Origin of the sequence: Streptococcus sp. DTU_2020_1000888_1_SI_GRL_NUU_041A (assembly GCF_032387735.1) — a bacterium.
Classification (GTDB): domain Bacteria; phylum Bacillota; class Bacilli; order Lactobacillales; family Streptococcaceae; genus Streptococcus; species Streptococcus sanguinis.
On record NZ_CP135592.1, the window covers coordinates 35943 to 56912 of the forward strand.

General features: G+C 35.0%; 28 protein-coding genes and 1 pseudogene. 3 read left to right on the top strand and 26 right to left on the bottom strand.

Translation table 11 applies throughout. From position 1 onward, the window contains the following. Positions 1-9 precede the first annotated feature (9 nt). The gene (locus RSK81_RS12700; RefSeq protein WP_315687807.1) at positions 10-375 is read left to right on the top strand and encodes a hypothetical protein; all 366 of its coding nucleotides are present in this window, start codon (positions 10-12) and stop codon (positions 373-375) included. Here RSK81_RS12700 and RSK81_RS12705 read toward each other — a convergent pair. Continuing rightward, positions 283-611: pseudogene (locus RSK81_RS12705) on the bottom strand (IS3 family transposase); the annotation flags it as partial. The gene RSK81_RS12700 and the pseudogene RSK81_RS12705 sit on opposite strands and share 93 nt — an antisense overlap. A gap of 49 nt (positions 612-660) precedes the next feature. Here RSK81_RS12705 and RSK81_RS12710 point away from each other — a divergent pair. Continuing rightward, on the top strand, positions 661-1095 hold the full coding sequence (locus RSK81_RS12710; protein WP_315687809.1) for a hypothetical protein: 435 nt from the start codon (positions 661-663) through the stop codon (positions 1093-1095). Between the two features lie 31 nt (positions 1096-1126). Here the strand turns inward: RSK81_RS12710 and RSK81_RS12715 are convergent, their stop codons facing one another. From RSK81_RS12715 to RSK81_RS12835, 25 genes are all read right to left on the bottom strand, one after another. Further along, complete coding sequence (locus RSK81_RS12715) at positions 1127-3082, bottom strand: pLS20_p028 family conjugation system transmembrane protein (protein WP_410530921.1); 1956 nt, start codon at positions 3080-3082, stop codon at positions 1127-1129. Between the two features lie 19 nt (positions 3083-3101). Further along, the gene (locus RSK81_RS12720; protein ID WP_315687813.1) at positions 3102-4331 is read right to left on the bottom strand and encodes a hypothetical protein; all 1230 of its coding nucleotides are present in this window, start codon (positions 4329-4331) and stop codon (positions 3102-3104) included. A gap of 14 nt (positions 4332-4345) precedes the next feature. Beyond that, on the bottom strand, positions 4346-4684 hold the full coding sequence (locus RSK81_RS12725) for a TrbC/VirB2 family protein (RefSeq protein WP_315687814.1): 339 nt from the start codon (positions 4682-4684) through the stop codon (positions 4346-4348). A gap of 74 nt (positions 4685-4758) precedes the next feature. After that, on the bottom strand, positions 4759-6690 hold the full coding sequence (locus tag RSK81_RS12730) for an ATP-dependent Clp protease ATP-binding subunit (protein ID WP_315687815.1): 1932 nt from the start codon (positions 6688-6690) through the stop codon (positions 4759-4761). A gap of 4 nt (positions 6691-6694) precedes the next feature. After that, positions 6695-7060, bottom strand: a complete 366-nt coding sequence (locus RSK81_RS12735; protein ID WP_315687816.1) for a hypothetical protein — start codon at positions 7058-7060, stop codon at positions 6695-6697. Between the two features lie 130 nt (positions 7061-7190). Further along, entirely contained in the window at positions 7191-8246 is a 1056-nt protein-coding gene (locus RSK81_RS12740; protein ID WP_315687818.1) for a hypothetical protein, read from the bottom strand. Between the two features lie 364 nt (positions 8247-8610). After that, positions 8611-8940 (bottom strand): DUF4313 domain-containing protein, encoded by a 330-nt coding sequence (locus RSK81_RS12745; protein ID WP_315687820.1) that lies wholly within the window; start codon positions 8938-8940, stop codon positions 8611-8613. A gap of 84 nt (positions 8941-9024) precedes the next feature. Continuing rightward, positions 9025-9348, bottom strand: coding sequence for a hypothetical protein (locus RSK81_RS12750; RefSeq protein WP_315687822.1), 324 nt, complete (start codon positions 9346-9348; stop codon positions 9025-9027). Positions 9349-9359: 11 nt separating this feature from the next. Next, a complete protein-coding gene (locus tag RSK81_RS12755) occupies positions 9360-10358 on the bottom strand; it encodes a hypothetical protein (RefSeq protein WP_315687823.1) in 999 nt (332 codons plus the stop codon). A 50-nt stretch (positions 10359-10408) separates the two neighbouring features. Further along, entirely contained in the window at positions 10409-10618 is a 210-nt protein-coding gene (locus RSK81_RS12760) for a hypothetical protein (RefSeq protein ID WP_315687825.1), read from the bottom strand. 11 nt (positions 10619-10629) lie between these two features. After that, a complete protein-coding gene (locus RSK81_RS12765) occupies positions 10630-10812 on the bottom strand; it encodes a hypothetical protein (RefSeq protein WP_315687826.1) in 183 nt (60 codons plus the stop codon). Between the two features lie 9 nt (positions 10813-10821). Then, positions 10822-11172, bottom strand: a complete 351-nt coding sequence (locus tag RSK81_RS12770; protein ID WP_315687827.1) for a hypothetical protein — start codon at positions 11170-11172, stop codon at positions 10822-10824. Positions 11173-11203: 31 nt separating this feature from the next. Then, positions 11204-11386 (bottom strand): hypothetical protein, encoded by a 183-nt coding sequence (locus RSK81_RS12775; RefSeq protein ID WP_315687828.1) that lies wholly within the window; start codon positions 11384-11386, stop codon positions 11204-11206. A gap of 41 nt (positions 11387-11427) precedes the next feature. Further along, a complete protein-coding gene (locus RSK81_RS12780; RefSeq protein WP_315687829.1) occupies positions 11428-12246 on the bottom strand; it encodes an ERF family protein in 819 nt (272 codons plus the stop codon). Between the two features lie 43 nt (positions 12247-12289). Further along, complete coding sequence (locus RSK81_RS12785) at positions 12290-13144, bottom strand: PD-(D/E)XK nuclease-like domain-containing protein (RefSeq protein WP_315687830.1); 855 nt, start codon at positions 13142-13144, stop codon at positions 12290-12292. Beyond that, positions 13135-13314: a hypothetical protein gene (locus RSK81_RS12790; protein WP_315687832.1), complete on the bottom strand. Its 180-nt coding sequence runs from the start codon at positions 13312-13314 to the stop codon at positions 13135-13137. Before RSK81_RS12790 ends, RSK81_RS12785 begins: the two co-directional genes overlap by 10 nt. An 88-nt stretch (positions 13315-13402) precedes the next feature. After that, positions 13403-13825: a single-stranded DNA-binding protein gene (ssb, locus tag RSK81_RS12795; protein WP_315687833.1), complete on the bottom strand. Its 423-nt coding sequence runs from the start codon at positions 13823-13825 to the stop codon at positions 13403-13405. Continuing rightward, complete coding sequence (locus tag RSK81_RS12800) at positions 13822-14079, bottom strand: hypothetical protein (protein ID WP_315687834.1); 258 nt, start codon at positions 14077-14079, stop codon at positions 13822-13824. The genes ssb and RSK81_RS12800 overlap by 4 nt, the downstream gene beginning before the upstream one ends. A gap of 402 nt (positions 14080-14481) precedes the next feature. Further along, positions 14482-15039, bottom strand: a complete 558-nt coding sequence (locus RSK81_RS12805; RefSeq protein ID WP_315687836.1) for a hypothetical protein — start codon at positions 15037-15039, stop codon at positions 14482-14484. A gap of 25 nt (positions 15040-15064) precedes the next feature. Continuing rightward, positions 15065-15391 carry a hypothetical protein gene (locus RSK81_RS12810; protein WP_315687838.1) on the bottom strand — a complete coding sequence of 109 codons (327 nt, stop codon included), beginning with the start codon at positions 15389-15391 and terminating at the stop codon, positions 15065-15067. Between the two features lie 94 nt (positions 15392-15485). Next, positions 15486-16346: an FRG domain-containing protein gene (locus RSK81_RS12815; protein ID WP_315687839.1), complete on the bottom strand. Its 861-nt coding sequence runs from the start codon at positions 16344-16346 to the stop codon at positions 15486-15488. 172 nt (positions 16347-16518) lie between these two features. Continuing rightward, a complete protein-coding gene (locus RSK81_RS12820) occupies positions 16519-17190 on the bottom strand; it encodes a hypothetical protein (RefSeq protein ID WP_315687840.1) in 672 nt (223 codons plus the stop codon). 257 nt (positions 17191-17447) lie between these two features. Then, positions 17448-17984: a hypothetical protein gene (locus RSK81_RS12825; RefSeq protein WP_315687841.1), complete on the bottom strand. Its 537-nt coding sequence runs from the start codon at positions 17982-17984 to the stop codon at positions 17448-17450. Positions 17985-18111: 127 nt separating this feature from the next. Further along, entirely contained in the window at positions 18112-18894 is a 783-nt protein-coding gene (locus RSK81_RS12830) for a hypothetical protein (RefSeq protein ID WP_315687842.1), read from the bottom strand. Positions 18895-18924: 30 nt separating this feature from the next. Then, positions 18925-20199, bottom strand: coding sequence for a hypothetical protein (locus RSK81_RS12835; RefSeq protein WP_315687843.1), 1275 nt, complete (start codon positions 20197-20199; stop codon positions 18925-18927). 468 nt (positions 20200-20667) lie between these two features. Here RSK81_RS12835 and RSK81_RS12840 point away from each other — a divergent pair, with 468 nt between their 5' ends. Further along, entirely contained in the window at positions 20668-20943 is a 276-nt protein-coding gene (locus tag RSK81_RS12840; protein WP_315687845.1) for a hypothetical protein, read from the top strand. The last annotated feature ends 27 nt before the right edge of the window (positions 20944-20970 follow it).

Here is a 20970-nt window from a genome sequence, read left to right on the forward strand (position 1 = left end):
TGTCTGATTATGAAAATCAAGAAATTTATTAGTCAACTAAAAAGTGTTTTAATCTCAAAAGACAGCCAGGGAGATATGGAAGAGAGAATTTTTTCTCGTTGCATAAACTCAATGGTAGCTGGGTTTGCTTTCTCTATAGTTTTATACATTGCATACCAGTTTCATCTTACAGATCTATTTGGAAGTACAAATGCTTTTAGTGGTTCAGATATTTCCAAAATTACAATCCTTGCATTAGTAGTCCCAGCTTCTTTTGTTGTCTATTTGCTGATATCCCTATTCCAGACATTTCTTGAGTTTTCTAGCACCATATCTAGACTTGCTCTCACGGAAAATGGTTTTAATCATTTCTTCAAGCTCTGCCTCAGACTTTGATTCTATGGCTTTGTAGTAATAGCTAGCACGAGGGATGTTCAAGCAACGACACATGGCTGAAATGCAATATTTATCCTTATTAGCAGTGATTACTTCCCTTTTTGTGCCATAATCACTGCCGCTTGCTTTAAGATATCTAATTGCATTTCAAGCTCTTTATTTCGCTTCCTAAGAGCAATGAGCTCACGTTGTTCATCAGTGAGATTATCAACAGACTTAAAGGAACCAGTCGTTTTAGTGTAACCGATTCAAAGTAATAATCTAGTTAGAAAAGGAGTCTATATTATGAATACATTGACAGATTTTTTCAATTATATTGTTAATCACCCACTGTCCTCGCTGTTCTTTCTAATAGTGTGGCAGATAATTGTTTTTGTTATATTTGAATTATTTAGTGCAAAAAATACCCCTCTTGCTAATGGTATTATTTCTGCAATGATTATATTTGGCGGTGGCTTAGTAGGATTAATTACTAAACCAACTAAAATACTTAAGAAACACTCTATTGAGCATTTAAACAAGCCTTTGTTTATTATTTCCCGCAGCATTGGCTTAATAATTTTCTTTGGACTTCTGGCTTTCATTAGTTCTTCAGTTCTTTTGCACACTGCTACTTTCCTTCAAGTTATTGTCGAAAATGGATTTATGTTTGGACTGGCCGGCTTGTTCTTAATAGTTTTATTCTGGAGCGCTATTGGACTATTCATTGGTGATTTATAAAAAGACGTACTCTAAAGTACGCCTTTTTTATTTAAAGTTTTTTCTCCTTCCTTTTTCCAAGTTTGTCTAACTTATCCTTTTTGCTTTCTGCCGGTTCTGGGTTCTTTTTAGAATTATTAGGACTTGCTGGTTGCCATTCAGGATTTGCATGGCCTGAATTATTGTGAGAAAGAGCATCTAATTGAGATCCACTATTTGCTGATTCATTACCTTTAGGGAAAAGTCCATAACCTTTTTCTTTTCCTCTATTGTAATTTTCTTTAGCAGATTGAACTGGATTGATGAATCCAGATTTATTTCCACCTTCTCTCATATTGCTAGTTAATGCTCTAGCTGCAGCTCCAAATCCTTGTTCTTTTGTACCTTGATAGACGCCTGCCATTGCTCCAGCCCCACGAGTAATTTTTGATCCTGCTCCTCTAATAGCTCTTCCGCCAAAATCTGTTGCTCTATTAAGGGCAGCAGTCTTATTACCCATCAAACCTCCATGGCGTTTGCCTGTTCTAGTATCATACTTTCCAAATAGAGAATTAGGGACAGAACGGCTAATACGATGCGCTGCATAAGTAGCTCCAGCGGCTTGCATCATTCCACTCTTTGATCCAGTTTGAATACCTAACCAATTTTCAATAGCGCGTGATCCTTGAGCCGTTGCTATAAATACACCGATATACAATGCTGCTGAGGCTATAGCATTCTCGAAGAATCCTAGACCGTCCATAAATGAACCAAAGCCCTTTAATGAGACCGTCCTAGAGGCCGTAATAAACCATAAACCATATTTTACAATAAGAATTTCAAACCAGATGCCAGCGATACCAGCAAAAATTGATTGAAGTAAATCTAGAAATTTTGATGAGTCATCAACTGAGGTATATCCAACAATGGGCGCAACCACAGCAGATAGTAAAACTCGATATATTGCTTGAATTGTATTTAGCAATAAACCAATTAGCAATAATATCAACATTACCTGTTGAACATATAAAGTAATCCAATTAACCCTATACCTTAAATAAGTTTTTATGTTTAGGTTATTATAAGCTTCTAAAAATCCCTTTGATTTGTAACCTTGTACAACTACTAATTCAGGATTGCCCTTTTTATCGTACTCAAACGAATCTAGGGCAGAGTGAAACACTGCTGCTAATCCATAATAGTTAGGATTGTCACCACTTTTATCTGCAAAGTAATCAAGTGTCTCTTTATCAGTAGCTCCATAGGTCTTTGTGAAGTCTAATGCATAAACATTTTTATCATTAATGGTATTTAATTGAACACCTTTTAATTTTGAGGGGTTGATATAGCCATTATCTTTTGCCTCTCGACCTAATTTCTCTGCATCAAAATTGTATTTAACTAACTGCATTACATCCGTTATATTATCCTGAATAGGTTGGATTGATAACGATTGATTAGTTTCCCCATCTTTATTTGTAGATGTTGCAAGAAGCTTACTACTTGCACCCGCCCACATAGAAGAGAAAGAGATTAATGCTTGAGGTAACAATGAGACTGATGCTGTGACCAAGATAAGATGGTTGATAAACTCTTTGTATTTAAAAGCTATTCCCATCCAACTCATAACAATACGAACTACCACAAATAGTAAAAATACTGCAATACCAAATATTCTCAGCCATGTATAGACATTCCCAACAAAACTATTTTGCTCTAAGTTCTGGAAAAATCCAAAAAGAGCAAAAATATTGTTGAACACATGTTCTAAGGCGGCTGAAAAAGCGTAAAACATTTTTACAAACCAACCTGGTATCATGTAAAGTGGGGCCATAATTTGGTAAACAGGGGAGAGATAAACACTCCACTGTTTAAGAAAAGAGCCAATTATTTGTGTGTTTTCCTCATTGATTTTCCAAGAATTGGCTGAATCATTTGGCCCACCACCATTCCAAGCTTTTGCTTTTTCTAGGGCGTCGGCCATCTCTTTTAAGCTTGACCAAAATTTATTTTGATAATCACTTGCCATTGCCAAGAACCATCACCTCCTACTCTTTGTTTTCTGAGGAATTATTACTTTCATTGTTAGATCCAGCAGTCTGATCTGAACTTGAAGTATTAGATGATGAACCCGGTCCATAATCTTCAGCAATAGGCTCAGCAGTAACAACCCAACCATAATCGGCTGATTTTTTCTCAACACAATCAAAAGAAATTTGTTTGATGCTGATTTTTTCTGCAGAATCTTTAACTGTTACAACATAAGACATTGTATATGTCTTTCCGTCTTCATTCAATTGAACCTTTTTCAAAATCGTGCTCAATATCGATGCAGATTCTGGCTGAGTATATCGAGCATCACCATCTGATAGAAAAGGTTTCAGCAGTTCCTTGTTTCCTGTATAATAGTAAGTTAAGAAGAAACGTCCAAATACGTCAGCTTCATGCTCATTTTTTTGAATGGTCTGAGCGTTTGCTAATTCAGAGTTTAAATAAGATATACTATTTTTCTGTTGTTTAACTTGTAGAGCCAGAACGATACATAGTAGCAAACAGATTGCTCCAAGAGTTCCACCAGCAATTCCAATACCCAAGGTCAATTTATCTCGCTTGACAGGCTCTTTATATCCTGCATAATAGTCTGATTTTTGAGTTGCTTTTTCTGTAGAATATGAACTAGATAGCTCCTGAACTGGCTGCTCGTTATGTTTGGTACGAGGCAAAGCACCAATTTTTTGGATATCATCTGCTGATGGGAATTGAGGGATTTCTGCAAGAGATAATCCTAAACTCTTTCCATACTGATTAAAAAGGTTATATTCAATTCCTGTAAAATAACGAGCCAGCTGCTCATAACTGTATTCCTGGAATCGTTCATCCCTAAAAGATGACTCAACCAGCGGAATCACAACATTTTTGTAATTCTGATCAATAATAAAAGGGGAAACAATGGGTTGATTATCTGTAGTAGGCCTTCCAGTCAACTTATTCCCTTTAAGTTGTGAAGCTAGTGCAATCCCTTCGAACTGAAAATACTCAAAAGTTGATTTTATAGCTTTAAAAAGCATTTCAGCCTGCATGAACGTTAAAAAAGGTAATGACTTTTTGATGCTATTTTTAGAGTTTGGAAAGTATTCCATATCTAAATCTTCAATCAACTCTCTAATGCGCTCATTGTTTTCCGGATTGGCTCGAGCCTCCCATTCGATATAAAGAAAGAGGGGGTCCGGAATTGAGACCTTCCTCTTCCCTTTATATCCAAACATTTGTTCAGACATAAAATCTTTCCTTTCTAGCTAAAGAACGATGAAAACCATGTAACAAGGGCAGTAGCACCTGAAATTACAGCTACTCCCAAGAAAATCCATGGTAGCCAAGATGAAGCTTTTCGTTTACCATTATCACCAAACATGAACAGTACTCCACATATCATCACTGCTATAACAGCAACAATTGTTGAGCCGGTTTGAATCAATTCTCTAAGACCAGTTGCTGCTTTTGTTGGTTTGTCTAAAGGATTTTCTCCATTCGCAAGGACCAGGGAATTTTGCAATGTTGAAAATACAACAGTTCCTACTGCCGTCATTGTTTTTCCTATACGCTGTTTGAATTTTTGTGACATTTCCTTCATTTTTTTAAAAACTCCTACATCTTTAAAATTTATTTATAGTAATATTTTATATGTCTGTTATCTATTTGTAAAGCCTATGATACTTGTAGGTTCATATTGCCATCCATTTTTTCTAATTTGACATTAACAATACGTCTATCAACAACACTATACCGTCCACTTTGATCCGGCTCATGCTTAGGTGGTTGACCAGATAGAGTAATAGTAGCTTTTAATTTCTCAGCATCTTCTCTCTGAATGTAATAAAGTTGATCAGAAATTGGATTTGTCAGAACAGTCTCTATCGCACGCGCCAAAGGACGTGCTCCATTTAGTTCATCAGTCCCAATGTTTTTGAGGTACTGATAAATACCTTCTCGATTTTCTTTATTTTCATCATCAAGATATTGGACGATAATGTTGTGGTCACGCAACCACTCTTGTTCTTTTACTCGAACACGACTATCAGTTATCTCATAAATAACATCTTCAGATAGCATATTCATGACAATAATAGAATTCCATCTATTAATCATTTCAGGTGTGAAATCAAGCGCTAAATCTTTATGAAGATTTTTCATAAAGGCTTTATTTTCTTGTTGGCTAAGAGCTCCAAATCCACCTGATATTCTAAATTTATCACGAATTGTCTGATGCCCTGCATTGGTTGTTCCAATAATGATACACTCTTTGAAATTAATCAATCGACCATCTGCATTCTTTAGCCGGCCAGCATCTAATAGACCTAGTAATAGGTTGTTTACACTTTTGTGAGCTTTTTCCATCTCATCCAGCAAGATTACTGAGTAAGGTTTGGTCTTTCCAAACTCTGTTAGAATACCTTTCTTTCCATTCGCTCTATCTCCTATTAAAGCTGAAGGAGCATCTTCTTCTGAGTATTCAGACATATCGAGTCGCAAAAACGCATTTTCATCACCAAAATAAACTTTAGCGACTTGTTTAGCTAATTCGGTTTTTCCAGTGCCAGTTGTTCCCATGAAAAGAATCGATGCGGGACTACCAGTATCTTTCATACCGGTTGCTGATTTTCTTAGTATCTGACAAACTTGTGTAACAGCATGGTCTTGTCCTTTAACAACCTTTTTTATTTCTTCCTCATAATTTACTGGTTCATGACGAGAAATACGAAGGATCGTTTCAACAGGGATACCTTTCTTTTCATGGATAAGCTGCGCAATGTCCCGAATAGTAACTTTATCACGTTCTTCATAATACGCAGCAGAACCAGCTTCATCAATTAAGTCAATCGCCTTATCAGGTAGTTGCTTATCTGCCATGTAACGAATTGAAAAGTCCACTGCTGCTTCTAACGCTTCTTTTTCATACGAAATAAAATGTTCTTTTTCATTCTTGTTCTTGACCTTTGAAATTATTTCAAGCGCCTCAATCCTGGACGGCTCATTAATGTAGATGGGGTTCAACCGCCGCTCCATAGCTGCGTCTTCTTCAATGATGGTAAACTCTTCATATGTTGTAGCAGAAATAAAATAAATCTCTCCGCGAGCTAAAGCTGGTTTCAGAGCATTTCCAATATCCAAGGCACCATCTGAGCCAGAACCCATAATCGTATGGACCTCGTCAATGAAAAGAATATTTTCTTTCTTATATAAGGACATTTCTTCTACAATCTTTTTTAGACGAGATAAGGCATTTTCTCCATCTTTTTCATTGATGATTGAGCTTAGTTCTAATGAACGAATTCGGATATCTTTAAATTCATCTGGAATCCGTACACGATTTTTTCCTTCTTTTGCAAGAGCAATCTCAGCACAGATTCCTTCAACAATAGCTGACTTTCCGACACCAGCATCACCAATTAGAGTAGGAGAGTTTTTGCGCGTGTTTAATAAAATCTTAAATACTTTTGCAATTTGTTCTTCTCGACCGTAAGCGATATAGTTGTTAACGTCTTTTTTTACCTTTTCAGTAAAATCTGTCGTATACTCATCCGCGTATGGAGTCTTCGACAATTGTTTTAATGATGGATTATCTTTTGTATTACTCACTTGATTAAATCCTCCTCAACTTACGCCTTCTTTGATGTTCTTTGGGATCCGGATAGGCATTCCTATCTATAGAAATATATCTTTTTTTACGCTTTATATGAAAGTAGAAGATGGCCATTGCATTTGTTCCACCTGAACGAGACGGTAGGATCAGGAAGAACGATAGAATAGTCATTAGAATTAGACACACAATAAATTGAATAGGTTGATCTACTGGAAAAACACTTCCTGAAAGCTGCAGCCCCAGGATAAATGTCATTGCTACAAATCCTGCTTTCAAGATGGGAATTCCATAATATTTAAGCTGTTGGTACAATCCTCGTGGCATTCCCCAGGTCATATTATTGGTTTCTTGTTGTCTATCATCCATGTATTGAAATCTCCTTTAATAAATCTATTTCCTATTTTAATGGTTTTTATAAAAATTGTATAGTCTACCATAGAGAAGAAAAAAAGAGGTCTAAAAAAAGACCTTCCAATTATGAAAGGCCTTATATTTTCTACTCTATTACTTTCTTAATAGATTGGACAGGAGCATTAAATTGATAAGTCCCATCTTTAATTTGTTTGATGTTACTCTCCAATTGTTCAATGACAGAATTCAAGGTATTGATATTATCTCTTGCTTTATCAATTTTTGACTCTTTAACCTCTATTTCTCTCTGCATGCCGGAAATATTCTGTTGATTCTCATTAAGCTTGCTACCAACTAAGTATTGTCCTTCTCTTTCTAGCTGCTCAATCGTTGATTGGTCCTCTTCAATACTCTTAGTTAGATTTTCTATAGCTGTTTCCAGTTTTTTGACTTGCTCTTTTTGGAAATCTAATTCTTCATTAAATGCCTGAAGTGCAAAATTCTCACGAGAAATATTATCTAGCCTTGAATATTTTAATTTACCATTCTGATGGGTAATATAGAAATCAACGTAGTTTGATTTTTCTTTCTCTTGATTCTGCTCCTTTTGGGTTGCTTTGTAGTCTTCATAATCTTGAATATCTACATTTACATCAGATCCTGAAACAGTTTTATTCGTTATCCGAACTAATAGAACTCCATAGTTCTTAGGAACATTTTTAACAATGACATCTATCTTATTATCTGTAAGAGGTATAACTTCCATTTGTGTGTTCTTGGTATCAACACCAGGTGAGGTAAACAGTTTCCACTCTAAGTTATTAGCATTAATGCCTTTCTTAATAGCTGATGTGCTATCAGAAGTTTCAAATTCAAAGACCATCATGCCATTATCTTTCGAGTATGTCTGGCTAATCAACTCGATTTCACCAGTCGAATTTTCAAACTCCTGTTTTGATGCTAATTGTTCCTTTGAGAAAGTTTCACGCGCTGGAGAATAAATTCCTCCAAGAATTAAACAAATAATAGGCAATAATAGAGCGTAAAATATCAGAACTTTTCGTAACAGAACTTTCCTGGATAGATACCTGACCAAACGATTTTGGGTGAAAATTTTCCTCAATCTTTCTAATATAAGTTCGGCCCGGCTTTTTTGCTCTAAATCTCCTAAATCATCATATTGGTTAAAATCGTTAGTCATTAGTAATCCTTTCTTTCATTCATAATTTATATTTTACCTGTTTCTCCATAAAAAGGGTAGTCTATGGTAGCAAAATAACTGTTTATAAATTTCCTGCCAATTCAGTTGAAAAAAAAAACTATTCAAGATATAATAGTTTTATAAGAGATGAGGAAGTTCCTAGACCGTTGTTTTACCTAGGTGCTTCTGATTAACCCGATTTTCTAAATTTCCTTCATATCGGGGTCTTTTAAAACAAATCGGAAGGTGCCATCCACATCTTCCGTTTCTTCCAAAAAAAAAAAAGCTAGTCCATTAGGAGCTAGCTTTTTATTTTTCACAAACACAAATATCATAAATATAATACATAATATACATACTGTATTTATTTCAAAAAACCTTTAATTTCTTGATTTAATTCGCAAACTGGATAGTGGCAGAAACCACTTTGAATATTATAACCAACTTGCTTAAATACCTTTGCCTTTTTTAGAACATCAATAAGTTCGGGTGATAAGTTATTGGTATCCAAACAAAATTGATCCTTTGGTAAAGGCACAATATTAACTGAGATAGGGGTGATAGATCCATCACCATCCACCTCTTTTGCGATAAGCGCAAGGTTACCATTGTTTTGATAGCTACTAACTTCAAGGTAAACCTCGTACTTACCACCTAGAAACTTATATGTAAACAGGTTTTTAAAATTTTTCATGTTATTTTTTCCTTTTCTATTTTTAGAAACTGCAGGAAGAAAACTTCCTGCTAGCTTCTTTTTCTAATACACGCGCTCTTTCTTCTACCCTGCGTATAAACGCTCTAGAAGAATCTTCATTTCTATACTCCGCTCTTTTCGAGGACGGAAATAACCAATAATATCTTCAAGAGACATATCAAGATCTTCTGTAAGATATTTATTTGGTTGTTGGTCATCATAAACCACCAAATAATGATCGAAGTCAATCCCTCGCTTCAAAAATTCAGCATTCAAGACTAAAGAAAACGGACGCACAATTGTTTCAATTCCTTTATCTTTAAACTTTGCTGCCCAGCGCTTAGCTGGACGAAGAGCACCTGTTTTAGGCGCGTGTTCAACGTTATTATTGTAGATAATGTTTATCATACTTTTCCTCCTTATCTGCTTACATAAGCTAGATTCTTCTTCTCGATGTTTTGACAATCTTCACCATTCAATCCCAAGCAGCTTTGAGCCAAATAAAAAGATAAATCACGTTCTTCCTGGCTAATAGTTGCTAGATCAACTTTTTGTATAAATTCATAGTAACCTAGCACCACTAAATAATCACTCAGAAACTCTTTTAGATTTTTGCTGCAGAAATTAGTCACTATAGATGCTGGATGGCTATCTGGACCGAATAGGTCTTTAAAGCTGTAGTCCAATCTTCGATTTTCAACCACAATGATTTTCTGGAGCAACTCCACAAACTCATTTGATTCGCCAGAAATAGCTTTCTGATAATCGACGACGGCCACGACTTTTTCGCTATCGAAATCAAAGTTATTATTGTTTCGATAGCCTTTTGTTGTCCAGGAGTTTAAATCATATACAAATTGTCTAACAGAATCTACGTTAGACGGTTCAATATATGCTAGATTCCCCTTCCAAAAATCATAAAGAAAGCCAGTACCAACAAAATCAATAAGAAATTCCTGAAAATCCTCTATAATCGGTTCAAAGGAATAGGTCCACTTTGAGAAAGTAGCAAAACTAACAGGTATTCTGTCTGTCTCGATACTATCAGAAACATAATTATCATATTCCTTATACAGATATCCATCCTCATTGAACGAGTATCTAGGAATATTATGCTTATCTTCCATGGCATCTTTACCGTAGACGATTTCAATTTTCGGACCACCTTTTATAGGTGGGTAATTAAATACTGAACTATCATGAGAGTCTACTGATTCTTCAAATCCTCTGATAAGACCATTAAAGTAACGATCCCTGAGAACAATATTTTCTCCAAAGAATTTTGAAAACTCTGGAGATATTTTCAACCAGTACATTTTATCTGCAATATAATCTTTTAGCTGGACAGAATTTTCATATGAAAATTTCCATCCCCAAAGTATGCCATTGACTTTCACGAATACATTTTGTTTATTCATTGTTTTTCCTCCAAAATAATTAAAAAAGGCTCTTCCATTGCCCTTTTTAATTATTTTTCTTCTAAAATTAGTTGATTGATCTCATCTGAAACAAACGAATTATTATCTGCCCCTTCCATATTCAACCAATCATTGTATACCCTCTCTAAGATTTTCTCATCATCAATACCATATTCTATTGACATCAAGGCCATAATAAAATACTTAGTATCTTTATGAAAGAGTCTGGTGAGTTGATCCTTATAATCTAAAAAACTCATATCTGCCCCTTTCATTGAGACATCTGGGATAAAGCTGCTAACATCGAATCAGCTTCTTCTTCGCCAACTTCTAAATAAAGAATCATTTGTTGCTCTTTATTTCGTGCAGTCAGCTCCCAGGTTCTACCTTGATTGATAAAAAGAAAATCTGATGCAGGAATTGCATTAAGTAACCTTAAATACAGTTCTTTCATAGCCAACCCCTATTCCACCATAATATCCGGCACCCATAGGTCTCGGATTGCCTGCGCACGTTTACAAGCATTGAATCGACTCGTTCTTGAATCAGACTCAAAGTCAACACCATAAACAGCTCGATAAACCGCCTGCATTCGACTGGCTTGTTTATCAATATGCGCTTGTTGCTCTTCCTCGATGGCAGCTGTTTCTTCATCTAGCCAAATTTTATATTCACGATTGAATATAGCGTTTAACCTTGCTTCGTCAGCCAAATACCATCTTTTAGAATAATCACGATAGTGGGATTGAAGCCATGAGGCTTTTTTAACATTAGAAAGCATATTATTTCCTCCAAAAATAGAAAAGGCTGCCAATTATGACAACCTTTTTTTCTTCCAAAATTTCTTATCCTCTAATTCTAGCAATAATAACCAGAACACTAAACAACAAAAAAGCTATGGCTTTAAATACAATCTTGATCCCAAGGATTTTCTTGACAATCAAGACTAAAAAAACAATGCTTATAATTCTTAATAGGCCTTCTGTCAAGAACAGATACCATATTAATTGTTGTTGCTGATAATCCATCGTTTTCCTCCATCCCCAAAAATAGGGGTTTCTAAATGGTATTAATTAGCTACAATATCTAACTGTTGACGCACATAAGCTGATACAGCTTTAATTGCGTCTTTAATTGGCATTGCTTCCCATTGGCCAATCAATTGATCCAATTGAGCTTTACCTTCATCAGTTGTTACACTTTTAGCACGTTCAATACCAGATTTTAAAATCTCTTCAGCAGAACGCTCCTCCTTTTTCACAGAAGGTGTCGTGCTTACTGAAGGTTTTTCTGTAGCAACATTCTGTGTCTTTTGACTCTTGTTTTCAAAGTTACGAGTATTATTAGACTTATTTGCTTGTGCAGCTTCTAGAGCAGCAAACTGGCCGTCATCATCTTCTTCTCCCTCAACTCCTAGAATATCAGTTGCCGCACATCTCCTTAAATAGGAGATTTTTGAACGTGCTTCCTGATGCATATTCAAATTATAGTTTAATGGATGACTTTCCTGTGATATCTTTAGCCCATTTTTAAACATAAGCTCTGTGATAACTACTACAGTCGTCCCTAAACCAGATGAATTGAAGCGAGTATGTTGCGAAAAGAAAATTCCTTCCGCGTTTAAATGAGGCTCAGTTGCTGCCAGGATATCCGCTAACGAAGAGTACGTCCAGTCATAGGACTTTCCTTTCGCTAGCTTAGTTTTTTTAGGGTTTTCAAATTTAGCTTGCGCACGCGCTAAGGCTTCATAGAATTCCCCGTAATCCTTTCGAAGATTTTCCCGATCCATTTCGGCTTTCATTTCTGCTTTAGCTAACTCTACCTCAGCTTTGATCGTTCTTTCCATCATAGACTGAATCATGTTTGCTACTTCTGTTGTGTTTTCCATTGTTTTTCCTCCAAAATAAAAAAGAGCACAGCTCTTTATTAACTTATTTATTCACTAAATCACTTAAAGTGATAGCATGCTCTAGCTTTTTATGTGTTAAGCAATAATCACAATGACCACAACCGCTTGGATAAGCGTTGGAGTCTAAGAATTGCTTAACAATATCAATATTCGATAAAAAAATTGCTTCACCACTTTCCAGAACATCATCATCAATCAAGATAATCTCTTTGTCTGGAATAGGTTCCTTGCTTATTGCTACCATATAAGGCGTGAGTTCATAACCGAGTTCTTGCTTCAGCAATTGCTGATAAATATAGAACTGCAAATTATATTGATACTCAACAACATTATAGACAGCCTGCTTTGTGTAAGACTTTAATGTAGGTGAAAAGGTTTCTTTTTGTATAGATTCCATTGTTTTCAAATCTACAAAGTATCCACCTGATAGGTTGATACTATCTATCTTACATTTAAAAGGTATCCCACCTAGGAAGCCTGTGATGATTTTTTCTTTTTCAACTATATCATCACTTCCGCCATGATATAGACGATTAAACAACGACTCTTTTTCAAGAGAAGCAATCATCTTATCAGCAACTTTAAAAGCTGCTTTTGGCTGGCCTTTGGTTGCACCTCTAGTAGAGATGATTTCTTTTTCGTGCTCTTGTAGGAACTTCTCATGAGCCTCTCTGCTTTCAAAGTAGCTGTGAACATAATTCCCAACTAAGAAAGTCTCTGAACTTTTAGGGGAGTTCCAAAAGCCTAAATCAATCATTAACTGCCTGAGAGGGCACTTGAGATATTCTTTAAAACGACTACTACTCAGATAATGAGTATCTGAGTAGTAGTTCTTTTCAGTAAGAATAGGCAAATGTTTAGTAATTTCTACTTCCATATTGCCAAGGACCCTTCAATGTCGTCCAAGTAATCTTTATAATCTTGAACTGTAGTTGAACTACAATTATTCAAAACATCCAGCATTCCCTGGGCAACGTCTGCACTGCTTTCGCTGTGTTTCCTTAGATCAGCAATCTTCTTTTCGATTTCCTTTTTTAGCTTTTGCATTTGCATTTATTTTTCCTCCATATAAAAAGAAAAGCCAGTAAAACTAGCTTTTCATTACCTATTCCTTAGAATTAACTACAACCTGCTTTTAGAATGGCAGATCGTCATCTGAGATGTCAAATGTTTCACCAAATCCACTACCAGCAAAACCATTGCTTGTATGTCCATAATCTCCGTTACCAGAGTTAGAAGCATCACGTGGTTGAAGATTTTGAAAAGCACCAACAAGTACCTCTGTCACATAGACACGGTAACCTTGTTGGTTCTCATAATTGCGCGTGCGGATAGAACCCGTCACGGCAACTAGATAGCCTTTCTTTATCCAGTTGCTGAAATTTTCGGCAACTTTGCCCCATAGGACAAGATTGATAAAGTCGGCTTCTTTTTCGCCATTCTGACTCTTGTAGGTACGGTTGACCGCAAGAGTAACAGTGGCTACAGCTTTATTATTGGCTGTATACTTCAAATTGACATCAGCCGTAGTTCGACCGATAAGTTGTACATTATTCATGAGTTTTCCTCCATGCGCAAAATGCGCTTTCCTAAAAAGTAATAAGCAGCCAAGCTGCTTACATAGTGAACCACAGACTGTTCAGGACCGTTGTGTCCCTGCAAGCCTGCTGTTTGCTGGCAGCCACTTCTCTCTTGCACCCCTGCAGGAGAATCGCGACCCAAACGATTACTGTCGTGAGGAATAAAAAAAGCACACCGAAAAACCGCTCCGGCCGGTGGTCCTTTCGGACCAGGCAGAGCTCCTGCTGCCACGGCTCCCAGACTTCTCTGAGACGTGCATCCACAGCAGGCGTTTTCCAAGTGTGTTTCATTCTTCTTCTACGATCAGCACGGCCCTTTCTCCTGTCAAACAGGTCTGCTTTCATCGCTCCGGCCGGCAGAGTTTCTTCTTCCCCTGTAAGGAGATTAAGCTGATGAAAGGCCTCGCTGGTGTTTCCCTGAGCAACCGCTCTAAAGAAATCCAGACACCGCGAACATCCATTTTGAACCGAACACTCAGTTCCTTTGCCCCTGGATGGGTAAAGATAAAAATAATAATTTTTATACCCTCATTATAGCATATTTTCATCAGACTTCAAGGGGATACTTGTATGATAGATTTTTGAAAAATTCTTTTTAAAAAGGATATACAATTAAGTATATCCTCATCCATTATTAGTAAATCATATCCTCTACTGCAATCATGTCATATTCATCAGTATCAGCATTATACACGCGCGATACCATTCCTTTGTGATTATCCCAAATTACTGGGTAATAAGTCGACACTGAGTCACAGATGTATATTGTATCACTAAGATAGGACTCTTCTCTCATTTCCTCTAACATTAAGTCATAGGTGTCATATTCATAAATTTTGAGGTCTAAACGTCCATCTAGCACATCTTTCTCATCAATCATTTCATAACGTTCAATAAGATGATTTCCCTTACCATAGAATACCATCGTTCCACACATGAGGCTGCTACTAGTATATTCGTATCGATAATACTTATCAGACTTCATTTCAGATGCAAATAATTCATAAGGTACTGCGTAACTATAATTTTGTGTTAAAATAGCTTGCTGCAAAATCTTCCGAACGTTCGCATGCTTTAGAGCTATAGCTACAGGGCTGCTAAAAACATCAAAGATAATATTTAGTTGTTGCTCTACTGACTGGTTTTGTACCGTATCTAAGGCTTGTCCTAAAATTCGATGAATTAGATTCATATTTTCACCTCCATATTTTCTATTTTTAAAACCTGATAGTTCTGGGTTCAACAGGATACTCTGGATATTCTGGAGCAATTTCAGATTCAGTTCTTACCGCTGTTCTATACTGTCCTCTGTCTATTCCATTACAATAAATCCACTTTTGAATTGCAATTAATTTATCAACTCTTATACTTGTCAAGGAATAAGGGCTTGTTGGGTTTCTTAGTAAAGAAACTGCAGTTCTACTTAACTTGCTGCCAAATTTTTCACTGCCTTTCTCTATTTTCCAACCAGATATTTCTGGATCTAACAAGACGTTTTGAATCAATTCTAGATCCAAACGACATAACCCCTTAATTTTAGTCATATCATCCTCCTGCTTCTATCACACATTTATAATAACGTTTATTTTAATAAACGTCAAGAGGAATGGCCGTTTTTTTTATAAACTAGCATGAAAACTATATTTTCGGGCTTCTCTTTATAATGGAATTAGTATAATCTTCAAAAACGGAATGTTCTTGCCCATATATTGTCTCCTTGGTTAAGTTGAGAGATTTGAGCTGCTCCTTTATCAAGAAAACTTTTGAAGGGGCTATTTTTAATGCAATGCCCATTTCTCTATTTTCAAATTTGAAATCTGTCAATTCAATCTCTCTATTATATCGAGCTTCGTGTAGCGTAAAGACACCAGACTGTCTTGAAATTCTGTGAGATTTGAGATCATAGTTGCTTTTAACTGCAAAAGGAAGGACAGAGAATGGCGTTTTATTCATATCAGAAAACCATTTATCAAACAATCGGTCATCTGCATCATCTATACAGAATGGTTCTCTAATAGCTCGCTGACTATCTTTGTAATAAATTGAAGAGTTTTCGTTTAGTATTGAGGGGTTTAAAATATAAACAACAGGAAACGTATTATTATCAATATAATTAAATCCATCTATTGCAAAATATAATGCAACCAGTGGATCGGTTGACCAATCTAAGCAGGGAGTTAGTAATCCGTAATGCTGTGCTATAAATGAGTAATGAAAAAGATTAAATCTCTCATCACGTTCATTAATATCTAATCGATCGCGGAACTCTCTTATATTTTTATTAAAATCTAGGAAGTTTCTATACTTCAAGCTATGTATGGCCCCATCTTTAGGCACGTCCAGAATTTGTTCACGAAACAAACTAGGCCTCAATTTCCAATTTTGCTGCCTATGTCCTCGATACCAAAGTTCTTTTTGATTCTTTTCGGTGTAGTCCAAAATATTCTCTAGGTACTCGATGACATTACTTATTGGTTTTTCGTTATAAAAATGATTCATTATTTAATTTCCGCCATCCTCTATAATTTCCTTTTTATTATATCAAAAAAACGGTATAACCTGGATTTGGTTATGACCGCTTTTTTATTTAAAAGCCTCAAAATGCTTTTGAGACACAGGGTAATGTTAGGGTTCTTACCCATTAGTAGTATAGCATAAATTTTCTGTATGGTTAACTCATGTGTCTAAAATAAGCATCGTATACTAGCTTATTAGCATAATAAAGTTCCTGATCATATTTGGTCCCAAAGCATTCATGTTCTGTAATAAATGCTTCATCAACTATATAAGCATCTAAAAAAGGAAGGTTATTCTTCACAGCATTTGTAGTTCGATGATTCCCATCAATAACTCTATGAGATTCAATTGAGTCTTTGAAAATGATGATTGGCTCATCTTTTAATTCTACATCTGACAGATCTTCAATCTGGTAATAAACATGTTTTTTATTCATCATATGTACGTTCACTTCTTTGATTTCAGAAAAACGTTCAGATGCTATTTGCTGAGTTATATAATTACCATCTTGTAAGATGCTTCTTATTTTCCCAATGCATATAGTTATATTAAAAGGGTGCAGAATTCCTCCAAAATTTGCTGGATATTGGCAATAATTCCACCAATCCTTAATTGATTCAGAATCACGGACATAGTTTGAAGGAATTTGAGCTATAGTACTTGCAATAATACGCATTTCACTTTCGTTTAAAAAAACTTCCTGGGATAGTCTTTCAAAAATGATCTCCTCAACCATTTTTCTATTCTCTTTAATTGTTGCTGCAGTCTCTTTAGCTATTCTTTTTAATTCCTTTAGTCGCTTTTTCTTTTTGTTTTGGGCACTCATTATAAAACCTTCCTTTCAATATCTATTATAACATTCGCATAGAAAAAACTACAATTGGTGGGAATATTCAATTTACGGAGACTTAGTGCTGGTGTCCAGCTCGATAGTCGCTACGAATCCAGTGAGACATTTGCCGATGCCTTTTTTTATTAACTGAAAGAGCCGCCTAGATAGCAGCTCTTTTCTTTTTGTTTCGAGACAATCCATTCTTCTTCGCTTGCTGATAGAGGACACTACTTCTTTCCTGGAGTCCAGTTTTAAAAATCAACGAATCCATATTGGATAGGAGTATTATTAATTTGTGCTGAACATTTTGCGCAATAACAATTATCGTCAAAGTTTAATTGTTCTCCTTCCACTAAGATACCACTTGACTCATTTGGTTGCAAGTGAGGATAATAATGTGAGACTAGCTTTTCAAAACTGCTAACCTCTTCAATAAAATCACGCGCGATTTGGTCGTAATCATAAATTCCTAAATAAACCTGTTGATGTTGATCTGTGATAAGAAAATAACAAGGGGTAGAAGAGTCAACATCAGATACCTCTCTAAAGAAAACTTTGCTTTCATTACACTGAGGACAACTTAAAAATCTGGACGCTCTTTTTTTTCTAAACCAGGTGTCTAAACGGAACCCTAATTTTTCTTTATTGTGATTTATTTTTAAAATGATCATTGGTAAAATCTGGCCGAAAAGAGCAATACCGTTATCTAAGTAACTTCCATATCGGAACATGTTATAGATTGTAAGCAGGAATATGAATCTGAGCATCCATTTTGCTCCAGAGAACATGTAGGAGACTATGCCTCCTAAGTGAAATTCATTTTGCCATACAATTTTCCTTAGAAAGTAAATTTTTACTGTTAATGAGGAGACTGCTAAAAGAATTCCACTCAATATAGCCTTAATTATCATTCGCTCATTCCCCTTCTTTTTTACTTGCCTCTTCAATTTCAAGAAGAGCTGTTTCATCAGTCTTGGGATGTTCTTCCGTTCCAACACCTAGATTTATAATCTTCTTTAAAAATACTCCGTTATGTTTTTGATAAGAAACTGCAGTAGCCGCTTTTACAACACCTAGATGTTTTGCTACACGTGCATTGTCCGGATTAGACAAGTCAACAAAAACAATTCTTTCTCTTTGTGCAGCTGTTAAACGAGATAAGATTTCAGGAATAGCTGCTTTGCAATAAGGGCAACCTAGTTTGTAGAATATATAAACAGTTTTACCCTCTATAAGAGGAGCTTCTGAAGAGTTTTCTTCCTGGTTATCTAAATTAATCGGAGAGAAGACCTGCCTTAGTAATTTTTTATTGAATTGATTTGTTATTAGTACATTATCACTTTGAGAATCTGCATAAGTGCGCGAGGGATATAGAATAGGGTATATCATCCCTAAAATAGAAATTAACAAAGGAGCAACGTATAACAAGACCTGGTATTTGAAGCTATATTTGAAATAGCTAATACCAATATATTTGATAAATAATGCTGTAATTACACCAATCGCAATAACTACTAGAATGTTTAAAAAATTAAAAGGATAATAAAAAATAACATGATGATTAACAATGACAATTTGTATAAAAAGAACTAGTAGTGTTGCTGCTAAAAAAACAGCCCATAAGGAGAGAGTTATATCAGAAAGTAGATTATTTAAAATAAAATCTTTAATGCGCGTGAGAAGTGTTTTTTGTTTCATAAATGATCCTTTCTAATTATAAATTATTCTCTATAAAAATAGAGAGAGAAAAAAAGGAGAGTATGGCAGTTGATAAAACTGAGCATTGATCTTTTTATCAAAAACAATTACCACATGGTTATACTGTCCCTTATATTCTCTATACAATTCATCTAACATTTTCTCAAAGCCTGCAGGTATGTATGATGTTCGTATCAAGGGCAGAACCTCTTCTTCAAAGGAGTCATTTTGAACGGTTACAAAATATTCAAAAGGACTATCGTCATTTGCTGATTTGATTTCTAATACATCATAAGGTAGACCACCAATTTCAGACAACCTTTCTACAGTTATCTTCCAATCAATATCCTTTATCAAGTTCAAAGAACCACAAATATGATAACTAATTTGGCTAGCAGATAATTGAGATGGCGATGCTAGAATAGATACTCCTTTCTCCTTTAAATTTTCTAGATAAGTATTATCACTTTTATTATATTTTAGTTCCTGAATATTCTTTAAAAATCTCAGAACTCTAGGATGAAAATCATTCTTATCTTTCCCTTTTGGAGTTCCCAAACTATCAAAAATAAAAAACACTGTAGAGTCTTCATAATATGGTTCAGAAAAATAAGCAATGATTTTTCCAAGGAGCTGGAAGTGAGCCTCTGTATTTCTATCATACTCAACATAATAGCATTTACCTTCTACAAAAATCGCAGCATCTGGTAATGCAGTTACTGCTTGTCTATTTGTAGGGAATGAAAATTGAAAATTCAATTCAAGGAAAGATAAATGTTGACATCGTTCTGAAATATCTTTAGTGATCCTGGCACAGAATCTTCTTGTATTTAAGTCATGAATATTTACTGTTCGAGGTTTTCCGCCATAGAGATTATTAGCAGCAATGCTGAACATTGAATAATCATATTCAGTCACAAAAGATAGTTCATATAAATCATTATGATTTGGTAAAACTGAAAAGAGCCATTTAGCAAATTTTGAATTTACATAATATATTTTCTTTCTACCATCTCTTTCCTCGTAAGCACTAATGGGAAAATTTCTATTTCCAATACAACCCTGAAGCCAGAGAGACTTAAGAGCCTTTTTAGGAGCAAGTGAAGAATAGAGATTTGAAATGATTTCTCTGTCAAAATATCCAAATCTTATTAAATGATACATTAACAAAAGCTGTTCTTTATTAAAAAAAATATAATCCATTTTTGATTCAGATAGAACGAAATACTCCACTGCATCTGATGGAGGTCTAATTGATTTAGGTCTTTTAAAAACTTTAGTTTCGTAGAAAATATTCTCAGACACGATACACCTCTCTATATATCCTTGAAAAATAAGCAAAAATAGGTATAAACTCACCCTTATAGCTCTGATATATGTATATACCTCTAAAATAGTAGATAAAGCCTATATAATAAAGAATAAAGTAACCATCTGGCTTACCCTTATAAAGTCACAAAATCACCTCAAAATCACTAAATTTAATTTATATAGTTAGATAGTGCCTTTAATCGGATATTATAAACCTTGTTAATTCAGCATTTTATCTGCATTTCCAAAATATTTTATTTTTTAGATTACTTATAAGACTATTATAAGACCATTCAAAGTATTGATAAATAAATGATTATCGCAATTTTTATAAATAAATTAATTTTTGCTTTTATCTAATATATCACGAAGTATTTTTTTAGACAATGGTATGATAGACTGTACTTTTTTTGAAAAACTGATATACTTGTCTAGAAAATATGAATAACAAGGAGTAACCATATGGCAGCAAAAAAGAACAGCTTAGCATCTCATCAAAGTAGCATTGATGAACTTTTAAAAAAATTAGAAGAGGAAAAAGCTAAATTAAAAGAATATGAAGAAAAAAAGAAAGCCGAAATTGGGAAATTGTATTTTGACTTGCTTTATATTGACAACAAAAACATTGACGTTGATGAAGTTGTTTCTGAATTAAAGGAACAAATTAAAATCAAGCGTAAAGAAAATCAAAAATCTAAAAATAATCAAAATGCTGATTTGGATGATGCCGATGTATAGTAAAAGAGAGGTCTAATACCTCTCTTT

Bases quoted from the DNA above. Each gene is read 5' to 3' on its own strand.
- RSK81_RS12700 (WP_315687807.1), top strand. From the start codon at position 10: ATGAAAATCAAGAAATTTATTAGTCAACTAAAAAGTGTTTTAATCTCA.
- RSK81_RS12710 (WP_315687809.1), top strand. From the start codon at position 661: ATGAATACATTGACAGATTTTTTCAATTATATTGTTAATCACCCACTG.
- RSK81_RS12715 (WP_410530921.1), bottom strand. From the start codon at position 3,082: ATGGCAAGTGATTATCAAAATAAATTTTGGTCAAGCTTAAAAGAGATG.
- RSK81_RS12720 (WP_315687813.1), bottom strand. From the start codon at position 4,331: ATGTCTGAACAAATGTTTGGATATAAAGGGAAGAGGAAGGTCTCAATT.
- RSK81_RS12725 (WP_315687814.1), bottom strand. From the start codon at position 4,684: ATGAAGGAAATGTCACAAAAATTCAAACAGCGTATAGGAAAAACAATG.
- RSK81_RS12735 (WP_315687816.1), bottom strand. From the start codon at position 7,060: ATGGATGATAGACAACAAGAAACCAATAATATGACCTGGGGAATGCCA.
- RSK81_RS12740 (WP_315687818.1), bottom strand. From the start codon at position 8,246: ATGACTAACGATTTTAACCAATATGATGATTTAGGAGATTTAGAGCAA.
- RSK81_RS12745 (WP_315687820.1), bottom strand. From the start codon at position 8,940: ATGAAAAATTTTAAAAACCTGTTTACATATAAGTTTCTAGGTGGTAAG.
- RSK81_RS12750 (WP_315687822.1), bottom strand. From the start codon at position 9,348: ATGATAAACATTATCTACAATAATAACGTTGAACACGCGCCTAAAACA.
- RSK81_RS12755 (WP_315687823.1), bottom strand. From the start codon at position 10,358: ATGAATAAACAAAATGTATTCGTGAAAGTCAATGGCATACTTTGGGGA.
- RSK81_RS12760 (WP_315687825.1), bottom strand. From the start codon at position 10,618: ATGAGTTTTTTAGATTATAAGGATCAACTCACCAGACTCTTTCATAAA.
- RSK81_RS12765 (WP_315687826.1), bottom strand. From the start codon at position 10,812: ATGAAAGAACTGTATTTAAGGTTACTTAATGCAATTCCTGCATCAGAT.
- RSK81_RS12775 (WP_315687828.1), bottom strand. From the start codon at position 11,386: ATGGATTATCAGCAACAACAATTAATATGGTATCTGTTCTTGACAGAA.
- RSK81_RS12780 (WP_315687829.1), bottom strand. From the start codon at position 12,246: ATGGAAAACACAACAGAAGTAGCAAACATGATTCAGTCTATGATGGAA.
- RSK81_RS12785 (WP_315687830.1), bottom strand. From the start codon at position 13,144: ATGGAAGTAGAAATTACTAAACATTTGCCTATTCTTACTGAAAAGAAC.
- RSK81_RS12790 (WP_315687832.1), bottom strand. From the start codon at position 13,314: ATGCAAAAGCTAAAAAAGGAAATCGAAAAGAAGATTGCTGATCTAAGG.
- ssb (WP_315687833.1), bottom strand. From the start codon at position 13,825: ATGAATAATGTACAACTTATCGGTCGAACTACGGCTGATGTCAATTTG.
- RSK81_RS12805 (WP_315687836.1), bottom strand. From the start codon at position 15,039: ATGAATCTAATTCATCGAATTTTAGGACAAGCCTTAGATACGGTACAA.
- RSK81_RS12810 (WP_315687838.1), bottom strand. From the start codon at position 15,391: ATGACTAAAATTAAGGGGTTATGTCGTTTGGATCTAGAATTGATTCAA.
- RSK81_RS12815 (WP_315687839.1), bottom strand. From the start codon at position 16,346: ATGAATCATTTTTATAACGAAAAACCAATAAGTAATGTCATCGAGTAC.
- RSK81_RS12820 (WP_315687840.1), bottom strand. From the start codon at position 17,190: ATGAGTGCCCAAAACAAAAAGAAAAAGCGACTAAAGGAATTAAAAAGA.
- RSK81_RS12825 (WP_315687841.1), bottom strand. From the start codon at position 17,984: ATGTTCTCTGGAGCAAAATGGATGCTCAGATTCATATTCCTGCTTACA.
- RSK81_RS12830 (WP_315687842.1), bottom strand. From the start codon at position 18,894: ATGAAACAAAAAACACTTCTCACGCGCATTAAAGATTTTATTTTAAAT.
- RSK81_RS12840 (WP_315687845.1), top strand. From the start codon at position 20,668: ATGGCAGCAAAAAAGAACAGCTTAGCATCTCATCAAAGTAGCATTGAT.